30 protein-coding genes are annotated in these 26,006 nt (G+C 45.9%); 12 read left to right on the top strand and 18 right to left on the bottom strand.

What is annotated here, in order from left to right; all coding sequences use genetic code 11:
- The first annotated feature begins 8 nt into the window (after positions 1-8).
- On the top strand, positions 9-1,118 hold the full coding sequence (locus DXN04_RS30175; RefSeq protein ID WP_116857149.1) for a serine hydrolase domain-containing protein: 1,110 nt from the start codon (positions 9-11) through the stop codon (positions 1,116-1,118).
- Positions 1,119-1,182: 64 nt separating this feature from the next.
- On the opposite strand, the gene DXN04_RS30170 is transcribed toward DXN04_RS30175, so the two are convergent.
- Entirely contained in the window at positions 1,183-1,728 is a 546-nt protein-coding gene (locus tag DXN04_RS30170; RefSeq protein ID WP_116857148.1) for a DcrB-related protein, read from the bottom strand.
- Between the two features lie 115 nt (positions 1,729-1,843).
- Between DXN04_RS30170 and DXN04_RS30165 the strand changes: the two genes are divergently transcribed.
- Positions 1,844-2,650, top strand: coding sequence for an SDR family oxidoreductase (locus tag DXN04_RS30165; RefSeq protein ID WP_116857260.1), 807 nt, complete (start codon positions 1,844-1,846; stop codon positions 2,648-2,650).
- Positions 2,650-3,216: a Crp/Fnr family transcriptional regulator gene (locus DXN04_RS30160; protein WP_116857147.1), complete on the top strand. Its 567-nt coding sequence runs from the start codon at positions 2,650-2,652 to the stop codon at positions 3,214-3,216. The genes DXN04_RS30165 and DXN04_RS30160 overlap by 1 nt, the downstream gene beginning before the upstream one ends.
- Positions 3,217-3,360: 144 nt before the next feature.
- Here DXN04_RS30160 and DXN04_RS30155 read toward each other — a convergent pair whose 3' ends face one another.
- The 5 genes from DXN04_RS30155 to DXN04_RS30135 form a co-directional block, all read right to left on the bottom strand.
- Entirely contained in the window at positions 3,361-3,831 is a 471-nt protein-coding gene (locus DXN04_RS30155) for an SgcJ/EcaC family oxidoreductase (protein ID WP_116857146.1), read from the bottom strand.
- Between the two features lie 22 nt (positions 3,832-3,853).
- Positions 3,854-4,429: a DinB family protein gene (locus DXN04_RS30150; protein ID WP_116857145.1), complete on the bottom strand. Its 576-nt coding sequence runs from the start codon at positions 4,427-4,429 to the stop codon at positions 3,854-3,856.
- 63 nt (positions 4,430-4,492) lie between these two features.
- Entirely contained in the window at positions 4,493-4,984 is a 492-nt protein-coding gene (locus tag DXN04_RS30145) for a DinB family protein (RefSeq protein WP_116857144.1), read from the bottom strand.
- A 247-nt stretch (positions 4,985-5,231) separates the two neighbouring features.
- On the bottom strand, positions 5,232-6,041 hold the full coding sequence (locus tag DXN04_RS30140; RefSeq protein ID WP_116857143.1) for a helix-turn-helix domain-containing protein: 810 nt from the start codon (positions 6,039-6,041) through the stop codon (positions 5,232-5,234).
- 13 nt (positions 6,042-6,054) lie between these two features.
- A complete protein-coding gene (locus tag DXN04_RS30135) occupies positions 6,055-6,486 on the bottom strand; it encodes a GNAT family N-acetyltransferase (RefSeq protein ID WP_233525723.1) in 432 nt (143 codons plus the stop codon).
- A gap of 92 nt (positions 6,487-6,578) precedes the next feature.
- Here DXN04_RS30135 and DXN04_RS30130 point away from each other — a divergent pair, with 92 nt between their 5' ends.
- The 4 genes from DXN04_RS30130 (at position 6,579) to DXN04_RS30115 (ending at position 11,380) form a co-directional block, all read left to right on the top strand.
- Positions 6,579-7,973: an aminotransferase-like domain-containing protein gene (locus DXN04_RS30130; RefSeq protein WP_116857142.1), complete on the top strand. Its 1,395-nt coding sequence runs from the start codon at positions 6,579-6,581 to the stop codon at positions 7,971-7,973.
- Between the two features lie 51 nt (positions 7,974-8,024).
- Positions 8,025-8,444: a VOC family protein gene (locus DXN04_RS30125; protein WP_116857141.1), complete on the top strand. Its 420-nt coding sequence runs from the start codon at positions 8,025-8,027 to the stop codon at positions 8,442-8,444.
- Between the two features lie 98 nt (positions 8,445-8,542).
- On the top strand, positions 8,543-9,718 hold the full coding sequence (locus DXN04_RS30120) for a metallophosphoesterase (protein ID WP_116857140.1): 1,176 nt from the start codon (positions 8,543-8,545) through the stop codon (positions 9,716-9,718).
- A gap of 78 nt (positions 9,719-9,796) precedes the next feature.
- Positions 9,797-11,380 carry a Na+/H+ antiporter gene (locus DXN04_RS30115; RefSeq protein ID WP_116857139.1) on the top strand — a complete coding sequence of 528 codons (1,584 nt, stop codon included), beginning with the start codon at positions 9,797-9,799 and terminating at the stop codon, positions 11,378-11,380.
- Here DXN04_RS30115 and DXN04_RS30110 read toward each other — a convergent pair.
- Positions 11,373-11,948 carry a Crp/Fnr family transcriptional regulator gene (locus DXN04_RS30110; protein ID WP_116857138.1) on the bottom strand — a complete coding sequence of 192 codons (576 nt, stop codon included), beginning with the start codon at positions 11,946-11,948 and terminating at the stop codon, positions 11,373-11,375. The genes DXN04_RS30115 and DXN04_RS30110 overlap by 8 nt on opposite strands.
- 243 nt (positions 11,949-12,191) lie before the next feature.
- Here DXN04_RS30110 and DXN04_RS30105 point away from each other — a divergent pair, with 243 nt between their 5' ends.
- The gene (locus DXN04_RS30105; RefSeq protein WP_116857137.1) at positions 12,192-13,049 is read left to right on the top strand and encodes an SDR family oxidoreductase; all 858 of its coding nucleotides are present in this window, start codon (positions 12,192-12,194) and stop codon (positions 13,047-13,049) included.
- Positions 13,050-13,257: 208 nt separating this feature from the next.
- Here the strand turns inward: DXN04_RS30105 and DXN04_RS30100 are convergent, their stop codons facing one another.
- The 8 genes from DXN04_RS30100 to DXN04_RS30065 form a co-directional block, all read right to left on the bottom strand.
- A complete protein-coding gene (locus tag DXN04_RS30100; RefSeq protein ID WP_116857136.1) occupies positions 13,258-13,797 on the bottom strand; it encodes a hypothetical protein in 540 nt (179 codons plus the stop codon).
- 258 nt (positions 13,798-14,055) lie between these two features.
- Positions 14,056-14,577 (bottom strand): nicotinate-nucleotide adenylyltransferase, encoded by a 522-nt coding sequence (locus DXN04_RS30095; protein WP_116857135.1) that lies wholly within the window; start codon positions 14,575-14,577, stop codon positions 14,056-14,058.
- A gap of 148 nt (positions 14,578-14,725) precedes the next feature.
- Complete coding sequence (locus tag DXN04_RS30090) at positions 14,726-16,402, bottom strand: RluA family pseudouridine synthase (protein WP_233525722.1); 1,677 nt, start codon at positions 16,400-16,402, stop codon at positions 14,726-14,728.
- A gap of 46 nt (positions 16,403-16,448) precedes the next feature.
- Positions 16,449-17,246, bottom strand: coding sequence for a helix-turn-helix domain-containing protein (locus tag DXN04_RS30085; RefSeq protein WP_116857133.1), 798 nt, complete (start codon positions 17,244-17,246; stop codon positions 16,449-16,451).
- A complete protein-coding gene (locus DXN04_RS30080; RefSeq protein ID WP_116857132.1) occupies positions 17,243-18,532 on the bottom strand; it encodes an NAD-dependent epimerase/dehydratase family protein in 1,290 nt (429 codons plus the stop codon). Before DXN04_RS30080 ends, DXN04_RS30085 begins: the two co-directional genes overlap by 4 nt.
- Before the next feature lie 337 nt (positions 18,533-18,869).
- Positions 18,870-19,643, bottom strand: coding sequence for a type I methionyl aminopeptidase (gene map / locus DXN04_RS30075; protein WP_116857131.1), 774 nt, complete (start codon positions 19,641-19,643; stop codon positions 18,870-18,872).
- Between the two features lie 205 nt (positions 19,644-19,848).
- Complete coding sequence (locus DXN04_RS30070; RefSeq protein WP_116857130.1) at positions 19,849-20,298, bottom strand: GyrI-like domain-containing protein; 450 nt, start codon at positions 20,296-20,298, stop codon at positions 19,849-19,851.
- 43 nt (positions 20,299-20,341) lie between these two features.
- On the bottom strand, positions 20,342-20,719 hold the full coding sequence (locus tag DXN04_RS30065; protein WP_116857129.1) for a winged helix-turn-helix transcriptional regulator: 378 nt from the start codon (positions 20,717-20,719) through the stop codon (positions 20,342-20,344).
- Positions 20,720-20,826: 107 nt separating this feature from the next.
- Here DXN04_RS30065 and DXN04_RS30060 point away from each other — a divergent pair, with 107 nt between their 5' ends.
- The 4 genes from DXN04_RS30060 (at position 20,827) to DXN04_RS30040 (ending at position 23,505) form a co-directional block, all read left to right on the top strand.
- Positions 20,827-21,429, top strand: a complete 603-nt coding sequence (locus tag DXN04_RS30060) for an FMN-dependent NADH-azoreductase (RefSeq protein WP_116857128.1) — start codon at positions 20,827-20,829, stop codon at positions 21,427-21,429.
- Positions 21,430-21,689: 260 nt separating this feature from the next.
- Positions 21,690-22,343 carry a hypothetical protein gene (locus DXN04_RS30050; protein WP_116857127.1) on the top strand — a complete coding sequence of 218 codons (654 nt, stop codon included), beginning with the start codon at positions 21,690-21,692 and terminating at the stop codon, positions 22,341-22,343.
- 87 nt (positions 22,344-22,430) lie between these two features.
- Positions 22,431-23,009 (top strand): class I SAM-dependent methyltransferase, encoded by a 579-nt coding sequence (locus DXN04_RS30045; RefSeq protein WP_116857126.1) that lies wholly within the window; start codon positions 22,431-22,433, stop codon positions 23,007-23,009.
- A gap of 163 nt (positions 23,010-23,172) precedes the next feature.
- Complete coding sequence (locus tag DXN04_RS30040) at positions 23,173-23,505, top strand: hypothetical protein (RefSeq protein ID WP_116857125.1); 333 nt, start codon at positions 23,173-23,175, stop codon at positions 23,503-23,505.
- Positions 23,506-23,531: 26 nt separating this feature from the next.
- Here the strand turns inward: DXN04_RS30040 and DXN04_RS30035 are convergent, their stop codons facing one another.
- The 3 genes from DXN04_RS30035 to DXN04_RS30025 form a co-directional block, all read right to left on the bottom strand.
- Positions 23,532-24,101: a Crp/Fnr family transcriptional regulator gene (locus DXN04_RS30035; RefSeq protein ID WP_116857124.1), complete on the bottom strand. Its 570-nt coding sequence runs from the start codon at positions 24,099-24,101 to the stop codon at positions 23,532-23,534.
- A gap of 7 nt (positions 24,102-24,108) precedes the next feature.
- Complete coding sequence (locus tag DXN04_RS30030; protein ID WP_116857123.1) at positions 24,109-24,909, bottom strand: oxidoreductase; 801 nt, start codon at positions 24,907-24,909, stop codon at positions 24,109-24,111.
- Between the two features lie 77 nt (positions 24,910-24,986).
- Positions 24,987-25,997 carry an NADP-dependent oxidoreductase gene (locus tag DXN04_RS30025; protein WP_116857122.1) on the bottom strand — a complete coding sequence of 337 codons (1,011 nt, stop codon included), beginning with the start codon at positions 25,995-25,997 and terminating at the stop codon, positions 24,987-24,989.
- Positions 25,998-26,006: the final 9 nt, after the last annotated feature.

Genomic DNA, 26,006 nt, shown 5'->3' with positions numbered 1-26,006 from the left:
GACACAACATGAAATTAAGCACCACTCTTCTGATTGTTAGCACACTTTTGCCATTTACCGCCTATCCGCAAAAATCATTGCTCGATAGTCTGCTTGCCGGTAAACACATTGCCGGCTTCGAAGCAGTTGCCATTGACAAAGGTAAAATTGTATGGACTGGCTATTACGGCTACCAAAACCTGGAAAAGCAAATACCTGTAGGCCCCAGCACCATTTTTGAAGCGGCCAGTACGTCTAAAACTGTCACTGCAGCTGCCATCATGCAATTGTATGCAGCAAAGAAATTCAAACTGGATGACGATGTCAATAAGTACCTTGACTTCCACCTAGCCAATCCCACGTTCCCTGATAAGCCCATCACTTTCCGCCAGCTCCTGAGGCACCGTGCTGCTATTGATGATAATGTAGACTACCTGCATATCTTCTGGGACACCAATCACGGGGATCCTACCATTCCTCTCCCCGTATTTATCAAAGACTATTTTTCACCCAAGGGGGCGCATTACGATAAGGAAAAGAACTTCTATGCTTATCCACCCGGTACCAAAGCGAATTATTCCAACATGGGGATCGCACTCTTAGGCTACCTCGTAGAGCGCCTCTCCGGCCAGGATTTCAATACCTATTGCAAAACACATTTATTCCGCCCCCTGGAAATGCCCAACACGGCCTGGTTCCTGAAAGAACTGGATAGCAACCAGGTAGCGATGCCTTACCACTATTCCGATTCCCTGCATACTTACCAGGCTTTGGGTCACGGTGGATTCCCTGATTACCCTGCCGGTGGTCTGCATACCAATGTCAATGAATTTGCCCATTTCCTCATTGCCTGGACCAACCAGGGCCGCTATCATAACAATGCTGTTATTGACAGCAATGCCATCCAGGCTTTAACGCCGGATGACTTTAACCTGGGCTTCCATACCTGGTTCCAGTTTGCGACCAATAAAGGAGCTATATTGTATTGTCATACCGGGTCTGCCATCGGCGTATCCTCCTTCATTTCCTACAATCCGGTCAGTAAAAAAGGGGTGATCTTCATCTGCAACGGTGAGCTGGAAAATGCCCAGGCCTGGAAAGATATCATCAATACCCTGTACAGCGAAGCATTCAAGTAATAGTATGATATTAAAAAAGGCCCCGATACTACCGGGGCCTTTTTTATCAATCCGTATTATTTTATCAATCCATTTTAAATGATTTCGCTACCGAATCAAAAACAGGCCTGTACTTAGTCGCCTTGTCCGGCGGACAAATACCCGTAATCACATATGCAATCCCATCCTTCGGAAACACATACGCCATCAGGTAAGCCTTTACACCCTGCATCTCCATCGTATAGTTATACCACGCACCCTGGATACCATTCGCGGTGATATCTCCAGACGCTTTCACCTCTGAAGTAGGTAATACCTGTTTTAAAGACGACAATGATTTGGCAATATAATCCTTCAGCGATGCGCCCTGCATAGATTCTGTGAGCAGGTTGATGTTCGGACTGGGTACTTCACCTGTATTAGGTGCAATGATGTAGTAATAATTAATCCCCTGAATTGTTTTATGATCAGTGGTCCAGCCCTCAGGCGTATCTAAGTGATAGTTCTGACTGCCTTTGTTTAAGTTCGTCTTGTTGATCGTACTTAAAACTTCTTCCGCAGTCTTCGGCTGTTGTTTGGTGTTACATGCCAATGCAAGGGTTAATACCAGGAGGCCAACAATCTTTTTCATTCTCGATAATATTTTTAAGGTTGAAACAGAATATATGCGAAAATAATATTTCTTGTCATATGACAAGGCTATTTTCTTCGCATCACGCCACCTTTACTGCATAAATGATATGAAAATGAGAACGATATTTATTACCGGGGCTTCCTCAGGATTAGGCAGGGCATGCGTAAAGGTATTTGCTGACAAGGGCTGGAGAGTGATCGCGACTATGCGCAATCCCGCCGCCGGAGAAGAATTGGGTAAATTGCCAAATGTGCACCTGAAACAACTGGATGTAAATAATGTACCGCAATTGCAGGCACTTGTCAAAGAAGTAGAAGACAAGTGGCAGGTAGATGTCGTGCTGAATAATGCAGGACACATCCTGGTGGGACCACTGGAAGGATTTACTGATGAACAGGTATCACTGCAGGTGACAACGAATCTGTTGGGACCTATCAGGGTGACAAAGGAATTTCTGCCTTATTTCAGGGAGCGGAAGAGTGGCTTGTTCCTGAATGTAACATCTACCGGAGCCTTATTGCCGGAACCCTTTATGTCCATCTATGGCGCTACCAAGGCAGCCATAGAAGCCTGGTCTACATCTATGCGTTCTGAATTAAGTAAGGTGGGCATCGGTATCAAAACACTGATTCCTGACCTGATGCAAACCAGTTTTGTCGCCAATGCGCAATTGATCCTGCACCCTGCTTACCAGGAATGGGTAGATAAGATGCTGGCGATCTTTTCAAATCCTGATTCTCCGCTGGTCTACGATGATCCTGCAGCAGTGGCTACCTTTGTATACAATGCCGCTGTAGATGGCAGTGATCAGTTGCATTACCTGATAGGAGACAATGCCATCAGAACAGGCGCTACTATTGAGAAAGAAGGTGTGGAAAATGTTTTAAACTATAAAGAAAAGTTCTATTTTTCAGCTTAATGGAAGCATTTACAAATTACCTCCTGCAGTTTGGACATTTAAATGAACAGCAGATCAGGCTGATTCATAGCAAACTGACGCTGCGTCACCTGCCGAAGGGAGCGTACCTGTCAGAAGCCGGACAGGTGGCGCGTGAGCTGGCCTTTGTCGTAGATGGGGTGTTAAGATCCAGTTTCTATAATAACAAAGGTGAGGATGTAACACACTACTTTATCACCGAGAATCACTTCTATGTAGATATCGATAGTTTCCTGCATAAAATGTTTTCCATGGGCTATGTGCAGGCTGTGACCGATTGTGAGCTGATCATTATCAAAATAGAAGATTATGAAGAATTGTCGGCGACAATTCTGGACTGGGACCTGATCTTCCAGAAGGTGGCTAATAAATTCCTGATAGAGAAGATGAACAGGTTGAAGTTAAATATTATGGAAGAGGCACAGGTAAAGTATGAGTTGTTCCTGCAGAATTTTCCGGGCCTGGTCAATAGAGTACCCCTGGTGTATGTGGCTTCTTTTTTAGGTATTACGCCTTCTTCCCTGAGCAGGATCAGGAGGAAAAAATAAAGAGGGTTGTATCCAAAGTAAAATTTCCAGGATTCAATTCGGATTCAATTCGGATTCAATTCAGGTAACTGACGGAGAGAATTTTTATTGTTGTAATTCTCAATGCGTTCAATTTACTTTTGGTACACCCTCTTTTCATTATAATTATTTCACTCCCGGGTCCAGCTTTGCATTTTGCCCTGCCTTAATCAACCACTTTCCCTGTTGCTTAGTCAATATTATCATTCGCCTGAACTCAAAGGTCTGCCCGGGATAGCGCGAGTCGCCGCTTAAGCCTGTGCGCACATGCGCAATGGCCACATCCGGTTTCAAAAAAGTAACATCTTCTATCGCGCGCGTGTAATATTGCGTGTTCTTAAAATAAGAGGTATGCACGATCTGGTAATGATACCTGATATCCTCCCTGCCTTTGTAATAAGCACCAAACCAATTGACCCAGGTGGCATCTGTATCATAGTTGTCCGCCAGGCCTTGCGGATCATGCCGGTTCCAGGCATCTTCATAGTGCTGCACTAATTGTTTAATCGCCGGGATCTCTTTGGTGGTGTCTAATTGTTGGGCATTCACTACATAACAGGTGAATAATAAAAGTGTCAGCAATGTGATTTTTCTCATGGGGTTGCAATTTTATAGATGATTATGATTTTGCTCTCAATGCCTGCGCCATATGCCGCTGTTCATGTGCAATGACAAACCTGAAAGTATCGCCCAGGGAGAATTTCAGCCAGTTTCCCAAGGTAGTGGGAATCCTGACACTTTCCAGGTTTACAGTTTTAACCTGGATCAGTAATTGCTTTAATCTTTCCTGCCAGCCGATAAATTCATTGACTACCTGCACTGCATCCAGGTTCGCTAAAGGCCTGTAAGCCTTTGGAGACTGCATCTTTATACCCGGGTGTCCATCTGCTTTAGGCAGCATCATCCTTGTAAAATAATCTCCCAGCCAGCCGCTTTTGAATATATTCGATGGGGTAGGAGGCAGGCTGCCCGATAGTTTTGCTGCTATCGCTTTTTCTATCGCAGGAATATAAAACCGGGCATACCCATTCAAATGGTCCAGGCATTGTGCCGCACTCCATTTACCTGGTGCTGGCTGCCGTAGGAGCAGGTCCTGATCCGTAAGTAATAATTCATCCTTTGCAATGCCTGACAATACATCTACCTGCTTGTAAAGCGAAGCCAGCAGGGCCGGGGTTTCGAATTTGCGGGACATATAAATGTGGTGATTTTATATGCCCTCAAATATAATCATTTGCCCCAAGCCCGGCGATGAATTCTATTGACGATAAAAGGTAGCGAGGTCTATCGATGACATCCCTGTAAATCCGACCTGCCTTAACAAGGTCACCAGCTGTCCCCTGTGATAGGTAGAATGATTCATAATATGCGCGAAGGTTTGCATAAACGGTAATTGTGCCTCGCCACCCCTGGGATATTTGAACAGTACCGGGTCCATCAACGCCTCCTCGGGATAAGTCGATAGAAACGCCCGCATGCCCGCTGAAGCCTGTTCCCAGGTAGCTATTAACTCCTGCTTACTCCCGTTAAATGTACCTGATATAAATGCCGGTTCCGCTGCCTTCGTCCAGAAATCAATCCAGATTTTTTCTGCACTTGCGATGTGCAACACCGTTTGTCTTATACTCCTGAAACTACTGGTCAGGTCCTGTTCCCATTGTGCATCACTGATTTGTTGCAACCAGCTGATCGCCTTTGCATTTGCCCAGACATTGTAGTCGGCTAACTGTAAAAAGTATGTTTTATTCATGACCCAAAGGTAGTCATGCACATGGCTGCCTAAAAACAGGTAAACGTCCGGAAAGTGTCGCTAAACGTTCAATTGATATTGGGGCAGACCATACAAATATGTAGCTAAAAGTTCAATTGATATTGCCTGGGGCACATTCATACAAATGTATTGCTAAACGTTCAATTGATATTGTCTGGGGCATTCCATACAAATGTTTGCTAAACGTTCAATTGATATTGCCTGGGGCATTCCATACAAATGTTCGCTAGACGTTCAATTGATATTGCCTGGGGGTCACTCCATACATCTGCTTAAAAGACTGTATAAAACTGGATAGATTTTCATAACCCAGTTCATAATAAATTTCACTGGCCTTCCTGTTCTCCTGCCGCAGCATCTTTGCTGCTCTCTCCATCCTCTTTTCCAGCAACCATTTATTCGGACTGGTCTCATACATCTTCGCAAACTTCCGCTTGAAGGAAGACAAACTCATATTACATAGAAAAGCCAGCTCCTCCACCGTAATATTACTATCTATATGCGAAGTAATTGCCTGCCGGATCACCAGCTCCTCATTCGCCTCGTAACCCATACTCCTGATCTGCGATAACTGCCCCGGGAAGTGGATTGCCAGGTATAAGAACAACTCCTCCAGTTTTACCTGCGCCAATGCCGGGTGAAACGACTTGTCATCGGTCAGCATACAATCCAGCGAATGTACAAAGCTGTCCAGGAACGCATCTTTCTCAAATTTTAAGAAAGGAAGAGTCCCTGGTTGCTTAACGGGTGTACCTAACAAAGCAAGATGCCTGTTAAAGAAATCTGATAGTAATTCATTGCCAAAGAGAATGAGGATACTGTGATAGTCAGCATTCGCCGGGGCAATCTTCTCACTCATCAAACAATTTCCTGCTGCCAGCAATACAAATTGCTGTGGCTGCACCGTCACCTGTGTGCCGGCAAAATGCACCGTTTTTTCACCATCCAGCAGAAAGGTAAACATATTCTGTCCCAGCATGATCTGCGCCCTGGGGGCCGGTGTACTGGTGCGATAACGAAGGATTGAAACAGGCATACTGCAAAGTTAATCAAATATGCAGATGAATATCCGGCTGAAAAATCTCCATGATCCTATCGGGCGATGCCAGTGCTGTAAACTCAAACTTTTCGTACAAAGTATGCGCATCCTTTGTCGCCAGCATTTTTCTGCGCAGCCGTTTCGTCCAGGGCTGTGATAATATATGTGTCAGCATTTGTTTCGCCACACCCCTGCCATGGTATTCAGGCAGTACAAAGAAATCAGCAAACCACGCAAAGGTGGTGTAATCAGTAATCAGTCTGCCAAAACCGATTTGTTGCCCGTCCAGGAATGCGCCCGTGCAATAAGAGTGGGAGAGGGCATCTGCTACCATCTCAAAGGGGATACCTTTGGCCCAATAGGATTCCTGACTTAGGAACTGATGCACCGTTTGCAGGTCCATCTGTTCTTTTCCTGTTTTAATTACTACATCCGGCATCATGTTCTTTTTTAATAGTGCAAATCTATTGCCCACTACTCAATAAGCACAGTCTCAGTTTTGTGTATTTTGATGGACACAGTTATCTTTGTTACATGTTGTACGCTGATATTTCCAATAGCATTGCGCGCCAGATCAGGGAGCAGGTATTGAAGCCCGGTGACCGTCTTCCCTCCGTCAGGCTACTCTGCCAGGAGCACGGTATCAGCATGAATACCGCCAAACGGGTCTTTATAGAACTGGAAGCCCAATCGCTGATTGAGTCGAAACCTCAATCCGGTTATTTTGTAAGTCAGCTACCTTATCAGCGCCTCCCCCTGCCGGAAGTCAGCAAGCCTTCTCCCATCAGCCAGGACAATGAGCCTGAAGCCCTCATTTCCAGGGTGTATGCTACCCGGGGAAAACCCGGGCTCACCCACCTCTCCATGGGTGCACCCAGTACTGAAATGCTGCCCCTGGCAAAACTGAATAAAGAAATAATACAGGCTACCCGTCGTTTATCCTCCAGCGGTACCGCCTATGAAGAGGTACCCGGCAATGAAGACCTGCGAAGAATGATTGCCGCCCGTTCCTTATCATGGGGAGGCAAGCTAAAGGAAAGCGATATTATTACCACTACCGGTGGTATCAATGCACTCTTCTTTTGCATGATGGCAGTAAGCAAACCGGGAGATACCATTGCCATGGAAAGCCCCTGCTATCCGGGGAGTCTGCAGCTGGCCAGGAGCCTGGGTTTAAAGGTCCTGGAACTTCCTACGCATCCTGTAACAGGTGTCGAAATCGATGCCCTGAAAAAAGTAATAAAGAAGATCGATGTTTGTCTGCTGGTGCCAAATTTCAATACCCCACTGGGTAGCTGTATGCCCGATGAGCATAAGAAAGAAGTAGTTGCACTCCTGGCAAAGCATGGCATTCCATTAATAGAAGACGACATCTATGGCGATCTGTATTTTGGTACACAGCGTCCTAAATGCTGCAAGACATTTGATGAAGCAGGCAATGTATTGCTCTGTAGTTCCTTTTCGAAAACCATTGCACCGGGGTACCGTGTAGGATGGGTGGCACCAGGCAGGTACAGGGAGAAGGTATTGAAACTGAAACTGGTGCATATGTTATCATCACCGGCACTTGTACATGAAGCCATTGCCTCCTTTCTCAGGAATGGCAGGTATGACAATCATCTCAGGAAGTTGAGAGCCACTTTACTACAAAACTATTTGCATTATATAGATGCAATTGCCTCCTGGTTTCCTGCTGATACGAAGGTAAGCCGTCCACAGGGGGGCCTTGCCATCTGGGTGGAATGCAATAAAAAGGTGAATACAACCGAACTCTTTGAAACTGCTTTGAAAAATAAAATAAGCATTGCCCCCGGCAGGATGTTTACCCTGCAGGACCAGTTTGAAAACTGTATCCGCTTATCGCTGGGGGTGCTCTTCTCAGAAAAGGTGGACCAGAAATTAAAATTATTAGGAAAGCTGCTGACATAGGGTTGTCACCCGGGCCGCTTTATTTTGCCCTGGTAACAAAATAAACAGACCATGATTCTTTCCTCGATCCGTATCATTACGGCTGACATCCAGCGCCTGGTTAAATTTTATGAAAGCGCTACAGCATTGCCTTTTACCTGGTTTACGGAAGACTTTGCCGAAGTAAAAACCTCCGCTGCCGCACTGGCCATTGGCAGTACCCGTACCCTTGCCCTCTTTGGCGGCCATGTAGCCGAAGCTGCCAGCAACAGGTCTGTGATCATTGAATTCAGGGTAGACGATGTAGATGCTGCTTACACCCGCATTCCTGCTGATACTGTGGTACAGCCGCCTACCACAATGCCATGGGGCAACCGTTCTCTCCTGTTCAGGGATCCGGATGGTAACCTGGTGAACTTCTTTACACCCGTTACCGGAGATGCTAAGAATCGATTTGGTGTTGGAGAAAATAATGAAGCAAAGGAGGCATAAAGAGCGCCTTGGAAACCAGCTAAATACAAAAAATAAATAATAATTTACAATATTATTACCCCCTGATCGTCTACCTAATAAACGCGTTTTATTTTTATATGGCAAGGTTTCCATTAATGTTATTGCTCTTCCTGGTAGGCGATCTTTATTTTTACCAGGCTGTTTCGACACTCAGTCAGCAACCCGCATTGCACTTCGCTTACTGGCTCTTCGATATTTTATTGATTGCTGCGATCATCTCTATCATCTTCCTGCGCAGGGCTGGTTTACATTCAGAACGATTCATCGCTGTTGTGATTGGTGCTATGATGCTCAACTACATTCCCAAGGTATTTTCCTCCCCGGTATTACTGGCCGAGGATATTGTGCGTTTATTCCGTGGCTTTCCAGCCAGGAGCATATACGTGAGTGAAGTTGCCCTGGCCATAGCAGGCGCTCTCTTCGTGGCCATTCTCTTTGGTCTCACGAAAGGGAAGCACTTCTACAAGGTGAGAAAAGAAACCATTTTCTTCCCCGACCTGCCTGAGGCTTTCGACGGTTTTACCATCACCCAGTTATCCGATATTCACTCCGGTAGTTTCAGCGATGCCGGCGGCGTACAGAAAGGTCTTGACCTGGTGGATGCCCAGCAAAGCGATCTCTTACTCTTCACCGGCGACCTTGTCAATAACATGGCCTCCGAGATGGACCCCTGGATAGGCGGATTTAACAAATTAAAGGCCCCTTACGGCAAGTATTCCGTATTAGGCAACCATGACTACGGTGATTACATCAGGTGGGAAAGTAAGGAGGCGCAGGCCGCAAACCTGGCCCGCCTGAAAGAAGTGCATGGAGAAATGGGTTTTAACCTGTTGCTGAATGAGGCGGTGACCATCAAAAAACAAGGGCAGAGTATCTCCCTGATCGGGGTGGAGAATTGGGGCAAGGGTGGTTTTCATAAATACGGTGACCTGAAGCGGGCTACAGCTAATGTACCTGATAATTCCTTCAAAGTACTGATGTCGCACGATCCTTCTCACTGGGATGAAGTGACGGTAGACCATCACCAGCATGTACACCTTACGCTTGCGGGGCATACCCATGGTATGCAGTTCGGTATTGAGTTGTTTGGTTTTAAATGGAGCCCGATAAAATATGTGTATAAGCAGTGGGCAGGCCTGTACGAGCAACAGGGAAAATACCTGTATGTGAACAGGGGATTTGGTTTCCTTGGCTTAAAAGGAAGGATCGGTATGTGGCCTGAGATTGCTGTGCTGACATTGAAGAAAGGCTGATGCGCATTCAGGAGTAAAATCCCATCCTATTTCCTTATTTTAGAGCCTGATTGCCCGTCTGGCTCTAAAATAAGTTGAATGCACACTATCCTTCCTTTTTTTCTCGCAATGATTGCGGCTGTCGTGATATTGGAAATGTGGGCGACCAAGCTAAAAATCGCGTATCCTATCGTATTAGTAGTGGCAGGATTGCTCATTAGTTTTATCCCCGGTTTACCTGCGGTGAGGGTCAACCCTGACCTGATTTTCTTTATTTTTTTACCACCTTTATTGTTTGAAGCCTCCTGGGGAGTATCCTTCAAGGAGATGAAAAAATGGTGGCGGATCATCAGCAGTTTTGCATTCCTGGTGGTATTCTTTACTGCATTGTCGGTGGCCGTGTTTGCCAATTATTTCTTACCGGGATTCAGTATTGCATTAGGATTTTTACTGGGTGGTATAGTCTCGCCACCGGATGCGATCAGTACAGCCGCTATTACAAAGTTTGTAAAGATCCCTAAATCTACTTCCGCGATCCTGGAAGGGGAGAGCTTACTGAATGATGCCTCTTCGTTGATCATTTTCCGTTTTGCCATGGTTACCGTAGGCACGGGACAATTTATCTGGTTCCAGGCAGCGGGTAGTTTTGTATGGATGGTCATAGGTGGGGCAGCGATTGGGCTGGTGCTGGCATGGTTGTTTGTAAAAGCGCACAAATGTCTGCCTACAACACCTACTTCTGATATTGCGCTTACCCTGATAGAACCTTATCTTATGTACTGGCTGGCGGAGCAATTGCATTGTTCCGGTGTGCTGGCGGTAGTATGTGGTGGATTGTATATGTCGTCAAATCGATTGCTCTTCCTGAACAGTGCGAGCCGGATTTCAGCCTATAGCGTATGGGATAGCCTTGTATTTATATTGAATGGCATCGTCTTTCTGATCATTGGCCTGGACCTGCCTGAAATCGTAGACGGGCTGCGGGCGGATGGTACTCCTTTGCATACAGCGATCGGGTATGGCGTGATGGTCACATTAGTACTGATCGTGGCAAGAATGATCAGTGCTTATTGTGCAATGCTGGCTACGATCATTTTCCGGCCGCAGGTAAGGCCGAGGGGTACCACCCGGCTCAGAACATTCCTGTTGCCCCTGATGCTGGGCTGGACGGGGATGCGCGGGGTGGTATCCCTGGCGGCGGCATTGTCCGTACCGGTGGCCTTTGATAATGGTATTTTATTTCCGCAGCGTAACCTGATCCTCTTTATAACGTTTGTAACCATCCTGCTGACCCTGCTGGTACAAGGGCTTACATTGCCTTATTTCATCAGGCGTACGGGCATCTTTGATGGCCTGGACCAGGAGGAGACAACGCATGATACCAGGCAGCAGATGAAACAGGGATTGAAGCAGCATGTGTACCTGTTTTTAAAGGAGAAGTATGAGAATGAGTTGAATGGGCATGCGGGAATGGAGAAGTTGCTGCACATCTGGGAAGAGCGGTCCAAGGCGAATAGTGAGGACCTGATGAATGAGCAGACGAAGAAGATCTTTATAGCATTGTTGGAGAGTCAGCGTGCCTACCTGACGGAATTGAATAAGGACCCTTTGATAGATGAAGAGATCATCAGGGAGCAATTGTACCAGATAGACCTGGAGGAGGAGCGGATAAAGATCATTTAAGTTTATTCTTCCGCACCCGGCTCAGGGTCTCGGGTGTGATGCCCAGGTAAGAGGCGATCATGCCCTGTGGTACCCGCAGGGCCAGCTGGGGGTATTTCTCCATAAAGTTCAGGTATTTTTCTTCAGCCCCTAAACTCAGGAAGTTCTGGATCCGTCCCTGAGAAGCAATAAAGCTTTTCTGCAATATTGCATTGATCATATCATTGAAAGCGGGGATATCCTGGCAGAGCTGGTCGAAATTGGGTTTAGTGATCAGGATGACTTCCGCATCTTCCAGCGCTTCTATATTGTAGATAGAGGGCTTGCCTGATTGCAGGCTTTCGCGGTCGCCGGTCCACCAGTTTTCAATAGCGAAGTTTAAAATATGTTCGTTGCCTTTATCATCTACGTGGAAGGTGCGCAGACAGCCTTTTACAATAAAAGCGTTGTATTTCCAGACATCACCTTCCTGCAGGAGATATTGTTTTTTTCGTAGTTTTTTATACTGGCATACGGCCTCTATTTTCAGGAGGTCCGGTTCTGAGATAGCGCTTCTTTCGAGGATGTAATTCTTAAAGGACTCAAACATATAGGCGTAAAGCTATAAAAAAATAATGGGCCTTTATAAGATAATAATAATTGGCGTTGGATCATTCGAATTTAATAAAGCCGGCCCCCGGGTTCCTGCAGGAAACGGGGTGAATTGTTCACGAGGCTTCAAAATTAACCTGCTTCAAAACTCCTCTTGACATTTGTCAACGCTTTTTTTTATTATAAGTCAATGGTGAGAAAAAGCCCCTGTCGCAACTTTGTATCGTAAAAATTACAAATTATGTCACAGGTAATATTCATCACAGGAACAAGTACAGGTTTTGGTAAATTGACAGCACAGACACTTGCAAAGGCAGGATATACAGTAGCAGCAGGTATGCGTGGTGTAAACGGCAAAAACGCTGCAGCAGCGGCTGAAATGGCAAAGATTCCCAACATTACGGTCGTAGATATAGACATTACGGATGATCATTCTGTAAAAGCAGCCTTTGAAGAGGTGGTGGGCAAATTTGGCCGTATCGATGTATTGGTAAACAATGCTGCCGTGAGTGGTTTTGGTCTGCTGGAAGCATATACCATTGACCAGATCCGCCGTATGTTCGAAGTGAACGTATACGGCGTGTTCCGTACCTACCAGGCAGTATTGCCGGTAATGCGGAGTCAGAAGGGCGGTTTGATCATCAATATCACTTCAGGGGCAAGTGGTCATACCATGCCATTCATGGTGCCTTATTTAGCCTCTAAATTCGTAGTAGAGAGCATTACCGAAGGTGCACAGGATGAGCTGGCGGACTACGGCATTGAAAACGTCAGTATCCAGCCGGGTGTTTATCCTACCGAAATGACAACCGGTGTGAAGGCGGGTTTAAATGCGGACAGACCAGAGATCATTGAGGCATATGGAGCTGCTGCCGAAGAAAAGTTCAACGGCCTGGGTGCTGCCCTTTTTGGCAAGATGGCGCAGTTTGACATGAATCCGCAGACGATTGCGGATGGCATTCTTGAACTGGTCAATATGAAGGCGGGTTCACGTCCGCTCCGTTTCCCGCTGGATGCGATCGCACAGGGAACCGACAAGGAGTTTATAAAAGCCCGTGCAGATATTAAAGCCAAATGGCTGGCTGCTTATAATGGATAATAGTTTGGGAGGGTATCTCATCGGATCATTGAGATACTCTCTTTTTTCTGAAAATAGTTTGTATTCCCTTTGGGGAATACCCTCTTTTCATGAAAGTTTTATTCTGAGGATAGTTTTCATTCCCTGGGGTCAATACCCTCTTTCATGAAAGTTTTATTCTCAGGAGAGTTTTTATTCCCTGGGGTCAATACCCTCTTTCATGAAAGTTTTATTCCAGTTTTACTTCTTTCAGGGTTTCATTTCCGGCCAGGTCCACGGCCACAGCTATCACCCTGCCTCCGGGAGGCAGACTGGCTGCATGGTAGTACCATTCCACGCCATTCCTGCTTAAAACTGCCATTCCTCGTTCCAGCAGTACGCCATCTGCATCCACTACTTTTATTGCTACTTCTGCTACCCTGAAATCATCTTTCGCTTTTACTATTACAGTCGTGTCTTCGAAGCGGATCTGCTGCACTTCGGGGGAGTTGAAGGCATCTTTTATCGCCATATTCCAGGCATTCTGTCCTGGTCCAGCTTTGGATTTATAGTAAGCTTTCATCTCCGGATCTTTCAGGATTTCGGTGGCATAACTGGCGGCAATCTTCATCCTGTACCGGGCTTCCAGCTGTTTTTGCGTGGGCTTTTTCTTCGAAGGGCCGCGCTTTTTGGCGATGATAATCTGGTCGTTTCGTTTGTAAATGGTGACTTCATCACCAAGGCTGCCTTCTACGCATTGAAAAAGAATACTGTCTTTAATGAGTGCCATAAAAAATGGTTTTGAGGTTAAGGATCGATGTTAAAGATATGGAAGTGGAAGATAGTGCTTTTTTAATACTTATTCGATACTAATATATCATATTAAGGTCACTAAAAGGTCACCTCAATATCCAATCGATATTGAGGTGACCTTTTAGTGACCTTATAGTGTCCTTATAATATACTCATAGCATTAATGCCTGGTAAAAGAAAGGGTGTCCCCAAAGAGACACCCTTTTTTAAATAAACATTGTCTTTAAAAAACCAATTAGAAAAGGTCCCCGTTGTCGTTGGCCTTTACTTTGATCCGTTTGGTCCCGTTTTCCAGAACAAGTCTGTATTTGGATTCATTGTCCCTGTCCTTGATGTAAGTAATCAGGTATACATCTTTACAGATAGTCCAACCCGGATATTTTTTTGCAACTGCAGCTGTTAAAGAAGTAGGTAGTAATTCCAGTTCATATCTTTCCGCGGTACGGATCAGTTTTCCGCTTTTATCGTAGGCTGCCAGTGTCAGGCCGTCAGGTATTGCGAAGGAAACGAAGTATGAATCATACTCGTCTTCATAATAGTTGACAGCGGTCTTCAGATCGTATGGGGCAGAAGTAATTGTAAGTGGCTGTACAGGTTGTGCTTCTTCTTTTCCGTTTACAGTTTTGATAAACTTATAGCTGGTGGCCTGGAGGTTCACAGAAGGTCCGCCAGGTGCAGCAGTAGTTTGCGCAGATAATGAAAGGAAATTGGTCAGCATCAGAGCGATGGCTACAAGCATGAATTTTATGTATTTCATAGCTTAAGGTTTAAAGTTTAATTCTACTTCAAAACTCCTTCATCTTGCAGGCAAAACTATTGACGGGGATCATGCTACTTTGAAAATAGCATCATCAGTGGCGATGACTATTGTCAGGCGTGGAAAAAGGTATTGAAAATCAATGAAATCAGAAGCCTTCCGCAATAGCAAAGCGCACTTTTTCCCGGGTGGCGGGGTGCACAAACTCAATTTCAGCTGCATGCAGGTACATTCTTTCCGATGGAGTACCATACAGGTCGTCGCCAACGATGGGGGCATTCAGGCCGGATACATGAGCGGAGTGCATACGGAGTTGGTGCGTTCTGCCTGTGAGTGGCCAGAAATTGACTTTGGTTGTATCTGAATAACGTGTCACTACTTCCCATTTAGTTACGCTTTTTTTGCCTGTTTCAAAGCAAACCAGTTGTCGGGGGCGGTTGAAGAGGTCGGGGCCCAGGGGTAGATCGATCATGCCTCCTGACTGGTCTATTACTTTTGACAGCAGTGCTGTATAGCGTTTTCGAACTGTTCGTTGTAAGAATTGCCGTTGGATATGCTTGTGGGCTGCCGGGGTTTTGGCAACGACGAGTAGTCCTGAAGTATCCATGTCTAATCTATGGATTATCAACGGTTCTGTAGCTAGTAGACCCCGCTTTAACCTGCTATATACAGAATCCTCAATGTTCACACCGGGTACGGAGCGTAAACCTGCCGGTTTGTTGACCACTACGAAACTATCGTCTTCAAAGATGATTTCGAGGGGACTGCGGTCTTCTTTAATGTCGAGTAATGGGTTGTCGTCCACCGGGATTCCTTCCAGCATATGGGCCAGGATCGGTTTACACTTGCCGGTGCAGGCGGGGTAAAACTGCTGGTGCTTCCGGATCTCGGATTTAGGAGAAGCGCCCCACCAGAACTCAGCCATGGAAATGGGCTGGTAGTCATGGGCAAAGGCGTATTGCAATAACTTGGGCATGGCGCATTCGCCACTGCCGGCAGGAGGTTTGCCAAATGGCGTTTCTTTGAAGATGTCCCGGAGACTCCGGCTCTTCTTGTCTTTATTGAGAAAACTGTATTGTTCGAAGATCTGTTGCTGCAGATCGGCCGATCGTTCTTTGCGTTCGTTTTTTAGGGACTCGATTTCCGATTCGAATGTGGCCACCTGGTTTTGCAGATCGCTGATGGTTTGAGACCATTGGTCAGAGAGGTGTTTCAGCTGTCGCTTATCGGCCAGACTCTGGTTGATCACATTTGCCTCCGCAATAGCGTAATCCGCCTCATTCAGGCGTTCTTTCAGTTCGGCCCTTACCTGTTTGCGTTTATCCTTATTCAGCTTTAATTGGGCCTTTAAATCGCTGATTTCACTGTTTGCGTTTTTGCGTGCATTTTCCAGGGCGGTTTGCAGGCGCAGGTAATCATTATCTGTGCTGAGCTGATCAATGCGGGTATTGATGGATGTGATGATTTCCAGTCCTTGCAGGAAGAAGCTGTTTTCGGTGAGCATATCGAAAACAGGCGGAACGAATTTAGGATGGTCGTTGGAGTTGGCCAGTTTACCGGAGAAGGCGGAGAGGTAGCCCAGTTGGCCTTGTGGGTCCTGTACGACGAGCACGCCGAACATTTTCCCGATGGGGGACCCATCCGTATCGTTTTCCAATCCAAAATTGTGATCCAGCCCGGTGTGTGTTTCCAGGTAGTGTTGGAGGTTGGCAGCGGCTAGTCTGGATAATGGATGTGGTTCGTAGAAAAAAGGAAAGGTAAACCGTTCTGGTAAGGGTATATCTTTAATTGATTCTTGCGAAAAGTAAGCGATCTTATCTCCCAACGATGTTTTAATTTGGGCGCAAAATTACGGTTTATTGGGGAAAGGATTACCCTTTTTTCGCCAGCTCTGTAGGCCTGATGCCAAACAATTTTTTGAAAGCCAGCGAAAAGTGGGATAAGTCCTCAAATCCCAGCTCGATATAAATTTCAGATGCTTTTTTATTTCCCTGTTCGATCAATACGTAAGCTTCCTGCAGTCGGCGTTGTATGAGCCACTGGTTCGGACTTTGATGAAAGATGGCCTTAAAATCCCTTTTGAAAGCGGAGAGACTACGCCCTGTCAGGTATGCAAAGCGCGTTATGTTTACATTGAATTTGTAATTGCGCTGCATGAACTCTTCCAGGTTTATTTTCTGCGGAGGGGCGTAGTCAAAAAACAGGTCTGCCAGTTCCGGCTGAACATGCAGGAGCAAGATCATCAGCTCCTCGTACTTCACATCTTCAAAGGCGGGCAGGAGTCGTCCGGTGGCATCGGTATAAGGTAGGAGGGAATGGATAAAAGCAGGGACCATGTCATTGTCCCTGATTTTTATAAAGGTGTCATTTGTTTTTAGATTGCCAGGTGTTTTTAGGCTGCCTGCTTTCAGTTGGTATTTTTCCTGGAAGCCTCTTATAAATGTTTCATCAAAGCAAAAGAAGATCCTGTGAAATGCAGCTCCTTTTTCACTGTTGTATCTTGCCAGGCGGTTCTTGCGCACTACACAGTAATCGCCTTCCTGCAGGGTGTAGGTACGACTTCCATCATAGCCATAAATGGTTCCTTTTGTTACGTACAGGAAGACATGGTCCGGAATAAATTGTTCCAGCAATACTTCGTGTTCATTCAGGCAGGGTTGCTTTATCATTTCAGCATCGTTTCTACAGCTGCTAAAATAGCGGTTTCATTGTTACCGGAGGGTGTCCAGCCTAAGATCTTTTTTGCTTTTGCATTGCTGACATTGCGGTTGATGCTGAGCATGTGGTAAGCGGTTTTTGCCTGTGGGTTGAATAAGCGCATGATGCGAAGTACCCCGTCGGGAATGACTTTCAGCGACACTTTTGCTGCGGCAGCGGGCATTTTAGCCTTCAATAAGCGGGCAATTTCCGGCAGGGAGATCTGGCCATCAGCAGTGGCGATAAAGCGCTGGCCGGCGGCAGCAGGATTTTCCATGGCACGGAGATGCAGGTCGGCAACGTCGCGGATGTCGACGACGTTCAGGGGAATGTTTGGAACAGCTTTCAGTTGCCCGCCCAGGAGCATCCTGAGCAATCCAAGGCTGGGGGAGTTATTGGGGCCTAATGAGGGGCCATAAATGGCGACGGGATTGATTACGGATAGTTCCATATCACCGCCTTCGGTGTTGATAAAATCCCAGGCAGCACGTTCGGCTAGTACTTTGGATTTTTCATAGGCGGAGAGGCCTTTTTCGTTGGGGTCGGTCCAGTCTGCTTCGGTGGTTTCGGTGGTCCTTGTGGTTTTGTTAGTCCCTCTGGTTTGGGTGGTCCCGGTTATATCGTTAGTCCTGGTTATTTCGGTGGTCCTTGTGGTTTTGTTAGTCCCTGTGGTTTGGGTGGTCCCGGTTATATCGTTAGTCCTGGTTATTTCGGTAGTCCCAGTGGTTTTGTTAGTCCCTGTGGTTTGGGTGGTCCCGGTTATATCGTTAGTCCCGGTTATTTCGGTAGTCCCAGTGGTTTCATTGCTTTTTTGACATGGGTTCCTGCCGGATGTATGACCTTTGACTGCTTTGTGACTGAATCCAAGTGCACCGAAACTGGAAGTGAGCACCACCCTCTTTACATCTGCATGTTTAGCTGCCTGCAGAACACGCAGTACACCTTCGACAGCGGGGCCAATCATTTCATTTTCATTTTTTGATGAAGAGTGTGTGGGGGAGGCGACGTGCAGTACATATTTACAGCCTTTCATAGCAGCATCCCAGTTATCATCTTTGGTGAGATCAGCTTCGATGAATGATAGTTGATCGAAAGCGCTGATACCCCCATTTCTCAGCATGGACAGTACATCATTTTTCTTGCTGAGTGAACGGAGGGAAGTCCGTACATGATAGCCTTTTTTTAATAACTGATGAATACAGTGAATGGCCAGCGCGCCGTTGCCACCTGTTACGAGAACCTGTGCTGAATGTTGCATTGCATGTGATTTAATACTGCAAAGCTAGAGGCTGGGGAAACTGCTTATTAGGCTGAGCGGTCCAGATTTACTGGTTTGAGAGGGCCAGGTTGAATGTTTAAAAAAAAGCCCTCAGTTTATGAGCTGAAGGCCTTAAATTTTATTTGTTTCCTGATATTATGGCTAGTGCAATGATACTGGTACTTACAATTAAGACCCCGGCTAAAGCAACCAGGCCATGCTGACCAGTAATTCCGCGATGTATGGTTGGGAAACTTAGTAAGATGGCAATAAGGCTGACTGTAACTTTTAGCATTTCTACAAAAGAGTATCTATTATAGGTTTTGAAAGCAGTTTACTAGTTGAAGATGCCGTTCATCGCTGTCAGGATCAATGGCTGTCCATCAGTCACGACAATGGTATGTTCATGTTGTGCCATGTACCCGCCTCTTTCGCCAATCATTGTCCAGCCATCATTTAAGAAAGCAGACTCTGTGGCATAAGATGAGTGCGTAGAAATAAAGGTTTCGATCGCCACGACTGAGTTCTTCGCAAAGCGTCTCTTGTCTGATTTTACCCTGTAGTTGAGCAGGTCTCCCGGCTCTTCATGCAGGCCTCTGCCGATGCCATGGCCACCAAGGTTTTTGATCACTTTATAGCCTCGTTTCTTTGCTTCCGTTTCCATCAGCAAACCCACATCTGAGATTTTCACACCACCTCTTATGGTATTGAGTGCTTTTTGCAGGATCTCTTTGGATGCATCTACCAGTTTCTGATGCTGGTGAATGTCATTGCCCAGTACAAATGATCCGCCATTATCTGCCCAGAAGCCGTTTAATTCCGCTGAGACATCGATGTTGACCAGGTCACCATCTTTCAGGATTCTTTTTTCAGATGGTACGCCGTGGCAAAATTCGTTGTCAACGCTGATGCAGGTCCAGCCCGGGAACTTGTATGTTAAGTAAGGGGCGGATTTAGCACCAAAGCCAGCGAGGATCTTAGCACCGAATTCATCCAGCTCTTTTGTACTCATGCCCACCTGTGCATAGTTGGTCATTTCTTTTAAGGTGTAGGCAACAGCTTCGCTGGCTTTTTGCATACCAATTAATTCAGCTTCTTTTGTTATTGACATGTTGGTAATTTTATTGTGTGGCGCTGGAGATGATTGTTCATGTATCATGCTTCAGGAGCCCTTTTCTGATCTTACTTTATGGCGATTCTTATTTTATCGCTATTCTTTTTTCGTCGCTATTCCTATTTTATAGCTATTCTTATTTCGCCGCTATTCTTATTTTATAGCTATTCTTTTTTTATGGCTTTTTATTATGTGGCGATTCTTATTTTGTCGCTATGAAGATGTCTACCTCTGAATGATCTCCCTGCCGGGATTTCGCGCCATACACCTCATAGTCATAAGTATATTTCCTGTTCAATTCTTTATCTCTCTGCCAGATCTCCATCCAGGTATTGCCCACTGCTGCCGGCATCGCGCCTTTCGCAATAAATTTCCGGAATTGCTCCGCCTCAAACTCACGCCCGGTCATTCCTTCAGGGATCTCATCCAGGCTGGTAACAGGTACGCCTATAATAGTAGTATATTCTTCTGTATAATCGCTTTTGTAATCGGTATAGATCGCATATATTTCTTCGGATACTTTATGAGGGATCTTCTCAAATATATTTTCTGCAAAAAACTGTCCCCACAATTTCCCCAGGTCCTGCATCGCCTGGCCATCCTTATTTGTTGTTCGTACTGAAATGCCGATTACCTTAAACCCGTTTGTCATATTCTGTTTTAATGGATGAGATGAATACTCCTGAAAAATAGGGTTAAAGATAAGCTTTTTTACTCATACTTCTCCTGATCCGCTCCCTATGTTGCTCGCCCCAGGTACTCAACTCGCGCAATACATTTTTCAGCGTAAGACTATATTCCGTTGCTTCGTAAATAATGCTCACGGGTGTAGTCGGGTATACATTCCGCCTGATAAAATCATTCATCTCCAGGTCTTTCAGTTCCTGTGCCAGCACCTTGGGCGATATGCCACTTACCTCATGCTGGATTTCATTAAAGCGTTTCGAAGACTGCACAATGCATAGGATGACAGGAAGTTTCCACTTGCCACCGAGTACATACAATGCGTCTATTACATATTTCAGGGAGTCTGCACAGGCTTCCTTACCAAGGATATTATCATCAGGTATCATGCTGCAAAATTAAAGACTTTCCTACATGTAAGCACTTACTTTTAGGTAAGTACTCATTTTTGCATAGTTACTGCAAATACTTTTGCTGTCTTAAAATGTAGTAATTTATGAAACGTATTCTTCATTTAATTTCAAGTTTACAGGGAAATACATCTTACAGCACCAAACTGAGCAAAGCCATCGTAGAAAAGGTGATAGAGAAATACCCGGGCAGTACCGTGGAAGAGGTGAACCTGGTGGAACAGGAAATCCCGCATCTGAACCCCACCGTACTACAGTCGATGTTTACACCCGGAGAGCAGCTGACCCCATCGGCAAAAGAGGCATTGCGCTACTCGGACGATGCGGTAAAACAACTGATGGCGGCAGATATCATTGTGATTGGTGCCCCTTTGTACAACTATACGATCCATACTTCTCTGAAATCATGGATAGATCATGTAACCCGGGCTGGGATTACCTTCGGCTATGGCGAACATGGGCCGGTAGGAATGGTTACCGGAAAGAAAGTGTATGTAGGCATGTCTTCGGGTGGTGTATATTCAGAAGGGCCGGGGATGCAGAATGATTTTGTAGCACCATACCTGAAGGCGTTTTTAGGGTTTCTGGGTATGACGGATCTGACTGTTTTTCGTGCAGAGGGATTGAAGGTGCCCGGCCTGAAAGAGACCGCGCTGGAGAAGGGGATAGGGAGTATCGTGATAGATTGATCGGGTCTTCAGCCAATGCTTTTCGGATCTGACTGTTTTTCGTGCAGAGGGATTGAAGGTGCCCGGCCTGAAAGAGACGGCGCTGGAGAAGGGGATAGGGAGTATCGTGATAGATTGATCGGATCCTACACCAATACTTTTTGTAAGAGCTGTTGTTATAGTTTAAATTGAATTTCAACTACCCACCAATAAGGCTCTTGCAAAAGGTATTGGTTTATCCCCATAGCCGGCATATATTTACAAAAACGGCAAGGAAAATAATGTTCTCATTTTTTAAGAAGAAAAAAGTAAGCGTACGTTCTGTTACTGTGCCAAACTTTGGTTGGAACCTGCTTAGAAGTGAACCTGGTGTTATGCAATGGTTGCACCCGGAACAAACTATGGCCATCTCGGTCAACTTTTTCAATATCCCCCCGGATCTTCCTACAATGAAGAATGTGAAGTTGCTCCGGAATTTTTACAGGCATATGGTAGCGGGTGCGAATGGTGGATTGGTGCAGGTAGACCTGATCCGGATCAATGATATGCCTATGCTGAAAACCATCTTTAAGATTCCGCAGGGAGATGAGGGCGTGAAATATTTTGCTTCATTGACAATGGCTTTTGAGACCTGTAGTTTTGTGATAAAAATTGAAACCGGGCCGATGCCGAATGATGGGATGCGGGAGGCTTTGGCGGCGGATTACCTGATGAAGGGCGGTGCTGATTTTGCTACCTTGCAGCAGGAATGGAGTGCAGACCCTTATGATAAGGATTTTAAAGAAGGCTTGTTGATGAATAAATCGGAGCAGGAGGTGATAGATGCTTTGTTCCCGGCACATTTTTTATCGCAGGTACGGACCCTGATTGCGCAGGTAGAGATGGAAATGAAGTGGGGGGATGAGGTGGATAAACTGAAGTTGTTTGACAACTAACACCTGGGCGTATGCATGATCTTTTGACCATTAACACTTGATTGAGTATATGCATGATCTTTTAACAATTAACACCTGATTGAATATATGCATGATCTTTCAAACGGTTACGATGCTATCAGCAAATTATATCTCCAGGCGAGAGGAAGCATCGGTACTGCTGTAGTGCGTGCCTGGGCGGAATCATTTCCCCGGGAGGCAACTGTTATGGATATGGGTTGCGGTACTGGCATTCCTGTTACGAAAATCCTGCTGGAAGCAGGTTTGAAGGTATATGCGGTAGATGCTTCGCCTAATATGGTGGCCATGGTACGTACACATTTCCCGGATGTTCATGTTGCAGTTGAGGCAGCGGAACAATCAGTGTTTTTTAATCGTTCCTTTGATGGCATCATCGCTATTGGATTGATATTTTTGCTGGCTGAGGAAAGTCAGCAGGTATTGATCAGTAAAATGGGGAAGGCCTTGCTGCCAGGTGGGAAATTATTATTTACGGCACCGCTTGAAAAGGTGGAATGGACAGATGTAATGACAGGAAACTTGTCAAGATCTCTTGGCGCGGAGGCGTATAGAAAATTGATGCTGGATGCGGGCTTACCGGATGTTGAGGAGTTTGAGGATGAAGGTGGAAATCATTACTTTAGTGGTGCCAGGTCAACCATATGAATATCGCTTACCCGGCCATCAGGGAATGTTGTAGTTTGGAAGTATTAATCCCAAGAACCTTTATTGAAGCTCATCAGCTGAAAACCCGGCAATAAATCCAACCAGCAACACGACCCAATGATGACGGAGTTTTTTGATTCAGAAAATTGATTACCTTCCCGTTATGAATAAGATATTGTTTTCCCTGCTGTTCGCTCTGACAGTATTTACCTGTAGCTGTACTGTACAAAAGCAGTCTAAATTTACCACGGACCGCGTAAAACCCGGTATGACCAAAGAAGCTGTCATTGCCCTATACGGCAAGCCTTATAAAGAAAGCACCTTTACCGACAGCAACCAGGTAGTGCATGAAAATTTATATTACAAGGAGCACATCTGGATGCGGAACTGGTATGAAATCAACAACATCCTCCATTTCGAAAATGCCATCCTGAAATCACTTGAACAGGGAGATGAACACCTGGTAGACAAGGAAAGGGAAGTAGTGGTGAAATGATCCTTAACAGATCTTTTCCCTAATTATTAACGGATCTTTCTCCTGATCCTGCTCAGCGATGATTGGGTAATGCCCAGGTAAGAAGCCAGGTAGGATAAGGGAATCCTGTTCGCCAATGCCGGGAAGTTCCGCAGGAACATCAGGTAGCGCTCCGTCGCATCTTCCGTCATCATCGGACTAATCCTGTTCACTTTTTCCGCCAGGCTCTTTGCCGTGATTTTAGCAATAATAGTATCCCATGGAATAATGGTCATAGACAGTTCTTCCATGTCCGCTTTGGAAAATACGATGTATTCGCAATCAGTAATGGCCTGTATGTATTCGGTAGATGGGGTGTGCTGGTTGTAGCTATTGATATCTGCGATAAAATTATTCTCGCCGATGAAGTACTTCGTGATTTCATCGCCCTTATTGTTATAGTAGCAAACCCGCATGATGCCGGCTGTCAAGAAAATGATCTCCCGGGGTATTCTCCCTGCCTCATGATAATATGCATCCTTCTTCGTGGTCCTGGTTACAGCCCTGCTTTTGATCAGCTCAATCTGTTGTTGATTCAGTTGCCCGAAATGTAAAAGGTAATTGATAAGTTGCTCCATAATCCGGCTATTTCATTTGACTCATCAGCATTTTGTCAAACATTTTATCAGAGAGTAATTTTCGAAGCAAAAGCATTGGCTTTGCCATTGCGCCTCCAATATACCTTGTTTTTGGATGTTTCGCTTCAATTCCTTTTTTGATCAGCCGTGCAATCACAATGGGTTCGACAGCATTCTTCTCCATGTCGCTATACATTTTATCCAGGCTGGCAGCGAGTCCTTTATATACTGTGTGACCAGACACCCGCATCATATCCCTGGCACCTATAGCGATCATTTCAGACTTTGTGCCACCTGGTTCTATCACGATTACATCTATCCCAAATTGTCTCACTTCATTGCGGAGTGAATCGCTCAGACCTTCCAGCGCAAATTTTCCTGCATGGTACCAGGTGCCCATTGGCAGGCCGACTTTACCCCCTATGGAAGAGATATTGACGATCTTGCCGTAGTGCTGTTCCCGCATCTGTGGCAATGCTAACTGGATCAATCTCGCTACGCCAAACAGGTTTATTTCCAGCTGGTTTTTGGCTTCCGACATAGGTACATCTTCGAGTGCACCATAAGAACCCAGGCCTGCACTGTTTACGAGAATATCTATTTTACCAATTGCGGCTACACAGGCCAGGATGCTTTCATCTTTGGTGACATCCAGGGCCAGGGGTTTTACGCCGTATTGCTGCAAGGCCTGCAGCATTTCCATGCGGCGTGCGGCACCATATACATTATAGCCATTTTGAGCGAGGTAAAGAGCGGTGGCTTTCCCTATCCCGGAAGAGGCACCTGTGACCAAAACTGTCTTCGACATTATTTTCTTTTTTTGATGATGTGACGAAGGTAGTCTGGTCAAAGGTGTGAATATTTGTCATTTGGCAAATAATGGCTTTATAAGACGTTCAGGACCATTTTTCCCTGTATATGTCCATGCGCAGCTCTTTCGTGTGCTTTTGAGGCTGCTGAAAGGGGAAAAGTGCTATCAATGGCTACCCGGATGATGCCGGATGCAAGGAGTTTCCCGATTTCTTCCAACTGTGGGCCGTTGGAACGGACCTGGGTCATAGAAACGCTGATGCCCAGTTTTTCAGCTTCTTCGCTGTCGGAGAAACCCAGGAACACGGGGAATAAAGCCCCTCCTTTTTTCAGCACTTTGAGGAAACGCCCCGTCGTAGGGCCACCCAGGGTATCGAGTACCAGGTCCACATCGCGCACTACATCTTCAGGGGCCTGTTTGGTATAATCAATAAACTCATCGGCACCCAGTTCTCTCAGGAAGCTTTCATGTCTGCCGGAGGCAACAGCTATTACATAGGCTCCTTTCCATTTAGCGAGTTGCAGGGCCAGGTGACCGACACCGCCAGCGGCACCATTGATCAACACTCTTTTGCCAGCCAGGGGTACGGGTTGATGTTTATGTGGCTGCAGGGGATTCTGTACATCATGCCCCAGTTCTATTAAAAACTGCCATGCAGTGAGTCCGGCCATGGGTACTGCTGCAGCCTGTATATGACTAATGCCGGCAGGTTTGTGTGCAAAGTGCGTGGCAGGACCTGATACATATTCCGCATAAGCAGCACTGTCGCCTATGCTGGGAAACTGTACCATACTAAACACTTCATCGCCAACAGCGAAACCTGTTACACCAGGTGCAACCGCTGTAATGACCCCCGAAAGATCGGTACCCGGAATAATAGGGAAGGGGATGTTTGGTCTCCATTCAGGAGGAAGCATTTTATAGCCCTCACGCAGGTACCAGTCCGGCGGATTGATGCCGATAGCATGTACCTTTACCAGTATTTCACCTGCCTGCAAAGTGGGAACAGGTGCGTTCTCATATAGCAATACTTCTGGCCCTCCGAACTCGTGGAGCCGGACAGCTTTCATTTCATTTTGTTTCATGTATGATGT

This window comes from Chitinophaga silvisoli, from assembly GCF_003412465.1.
Lineage (GTDB): Bacteria > Bacteroidota > Bacteroidia > Chitinophagales > Chitinophagaceae > Chitinophaga > Chitinophaga silvisoli.
The sequence above is the reverse complement of the archived record's forward strand: the minus strand, read 5'-3'. Positions and strand labels throughout refer to the sequence as shown.

Excerpts from the sequence above, each read along its gene's own strand:
- DXN04_RS30100 (WP_116857136.1), bottom strand. The coding sequence starts at position 13,797 with ATGGCACTCATTAAAGACAGTATTCTTTTTCAATGCGTAGAAGGCAGC.
- DXN04_RS30080 (WP_116857132.1), bottom strand. The coding sequence starts at position 18,532 with ATGCAACATTCAGCACAGGTTCTCGTAACAGGTGGCAACGGCGCGCTG.
- DXN04_RS30135 (WP_233525723.1), bottom strand. The coding sequence starts at position 6,486 with ATGATGCCGGATGTAGTAATTAAAACAGGAAAAGAACAGATGGACCTG.
- DXN04_RS30105 (WP_116857137.1), top strand. The coding sequence starts at position 12,192 with ATGTCACAGGTAATATTCATCACAGGAACAAGTACAGGTTTTGGTAAA.
- DXN04_RS30150 (WP_116857145.1), bottom strand. The coding sequence starts at position 4,429 with ATGTCCCGCAAATTCGAAACCCCGGCCCTGCTGGCTTCGCTTTACAAG.
- DXN04_RS30170 (WP_116857148.1), bottom strand. The coding sequence starts at position 1,728 with ATGAAAAAGATTGTTGGCCTCCTGGTATTAACCCTTGCATTGGCATGT.
- DXN04_RS30070 (WP_116857130.1), bottom strand. The coding sequence starts at position 20,298 with ATGACAAACGGGTTTAAGGTAATCGGCATTTCAGTACGAACAACAAAT.
- DXN04_RS30115 (WP_116857139.1), top strand. The coding sequence starts at position 9,797 with ATGCACACTATCCTTCCTTTTTTTCTCGCAATGATTGCGGCTGTCGTG.
- DXN04_RS30130 (WP_116857142.1), top strand. The coding sequence starts at position 6,579 with ATGTTGTACGCTGATATTTCCAATAGCATTGCGCGCCAGATCAGGGAG.
- DXN04_RS30050 (WP_116857127.1), top strand. The coding sequence starts at position 21,690 with ATGTTCTCATTTTTTAAGAAGAAAAAAGTAAGCGTACGTTCTGTTACT.
- DXN04_RS30155 (WP_116857146.1), bottom strand. The coding sequence starts at position 3,831 with ATGAGAAAAATCACATTGCTGACACTTTTATTATTCACCTGTTATGTA.
- DXN04_RS30165 (WP_116857260.1), top strand. The coding sequence starts at position 1,844 with ATGAGAACGATATTTATTACCGGGGCTTCCTCAGGATTAGGCAGGGCA.
- map (WP_116857131.1), bottom strand. The coding sequence starts at position 19,643 with ATGTCAATAACAAAAGAAGCTGAATTAATTGGTATGCAAAAAGCCAGC.
- DXN04_RS30025 (WP_116857122.1), bottom strand. The coding sequence starts at position 25,997 with ATGAAACAAAATGAAATGAAAGCTGTCCGGCTCCACGAGTTCGGAGGG.
- DXN04_RS30110 (WP_116857138.1), bottom strand. The coding sequence starts at position 11,948 with ATGTTTGAGTCCTTTAAGAATTACATCCTCGAAAGAAGCGCTATCTCA.
- DXN04_RS30035 (WP_116857124.1), bottom strand. The coding sequence starts at position 24,101 with ATGGAGCAACTTATCAATTACCTTTTACATTTCGGGCAACTGAATCAA.
- DXN04_RS30085 (WP_116857133.1), bottom strand. The coding sequence starts at position 17,246 with ATGATAAAGCAACCCTGCCTGAATGAACACGAAGTATTGCTGGAACAA.
- DXN04_RS30040 (WP_116857125.1), top strand. The coding sequence starts at position 23,173 with ATGAATAAGATATTGTTTTCCCTGCTGTTCGCTCTGACAGTATTTACC.
- DXN04_RS30175 (WP_116857149.1), top strand. The coding sequence starts at position 9 with ATGAAATTAAGCACCACTCTTCTGATTGTTAGCACACTTTTGCCATTT.
- DXN04_RS30045 (WP_116857126.1), top strand. The coding sequence starts at position 22,431 with ATGCATGATCTTTCAAACGGTTACGATGCTATCAGCAAATTATATCTC.
- DXN04_RS30145 (WP_116857144.1), bottom strand. The coding sequence starts at position 4,984 with ATGAATAAAACATACTTTTTACAGTTAGCCGACTACAATGTCTGGGCA.
- DXN04_RS30030 (WP_116857123.1), bottom strand. The coding sequence starts at position 24,909 with ATGTCGAAGACAGTTTTGGTCACAGGTGCCTCTTCCGGGATAGGGAAA.
- DXN04_RS30060 (WP_116857128.1), top strand. The coding sequence starts at position 20,827 with ATGAAACGTATTCTTCATTTAATTTCAAGTTTACAGGGAAATACATCT.
- DXN04_RS30095 (WP_116857135.1), bottom strand. The coding sequence starts at position 14,577 with ATGAAATACATAAAATTCATGCTTGTAGCCATCGCTCTGATGCTGACC.
- DXN04_RS30160 (WP_116857147.1), top strand. The coding sequence starts at position 2,650 with ATGGAAGCATTTACAAATTACCTCCTGCAGTTTGGACATTTAAATGAA.
- DXN04_RS30140 (WP_116857143.1), bottom strand. The coding sequence starts at position 6,041 with ATGCCTGTTTCAATCCTTCGTTATCGCACCAGTACACCGGCCCCCAGG.
- DXN04_RS30120 (WP_116857140.1), top strand. The coding sequence starts at position 8,543 with ATGGCAAGGTTTCCATTAATGTTATTGCTCTTCCTGGTAGGCGATCTT.
- DXN04_RS30125 (WP_116857141.1), top strand. The coding sequence starts at position 8,025 with ATGATTCTTTCCTCGATCCGTATCATTACGGCTGACATCCAGCGCCTG.
- DXN04_RS30065 (WP_116857129.1), bottom strand. The coding sequence starts at position 20,719 with ATGATACCTGATGATAATATCCTTGGTAAGGAAGCCTGTGCAGACTCC.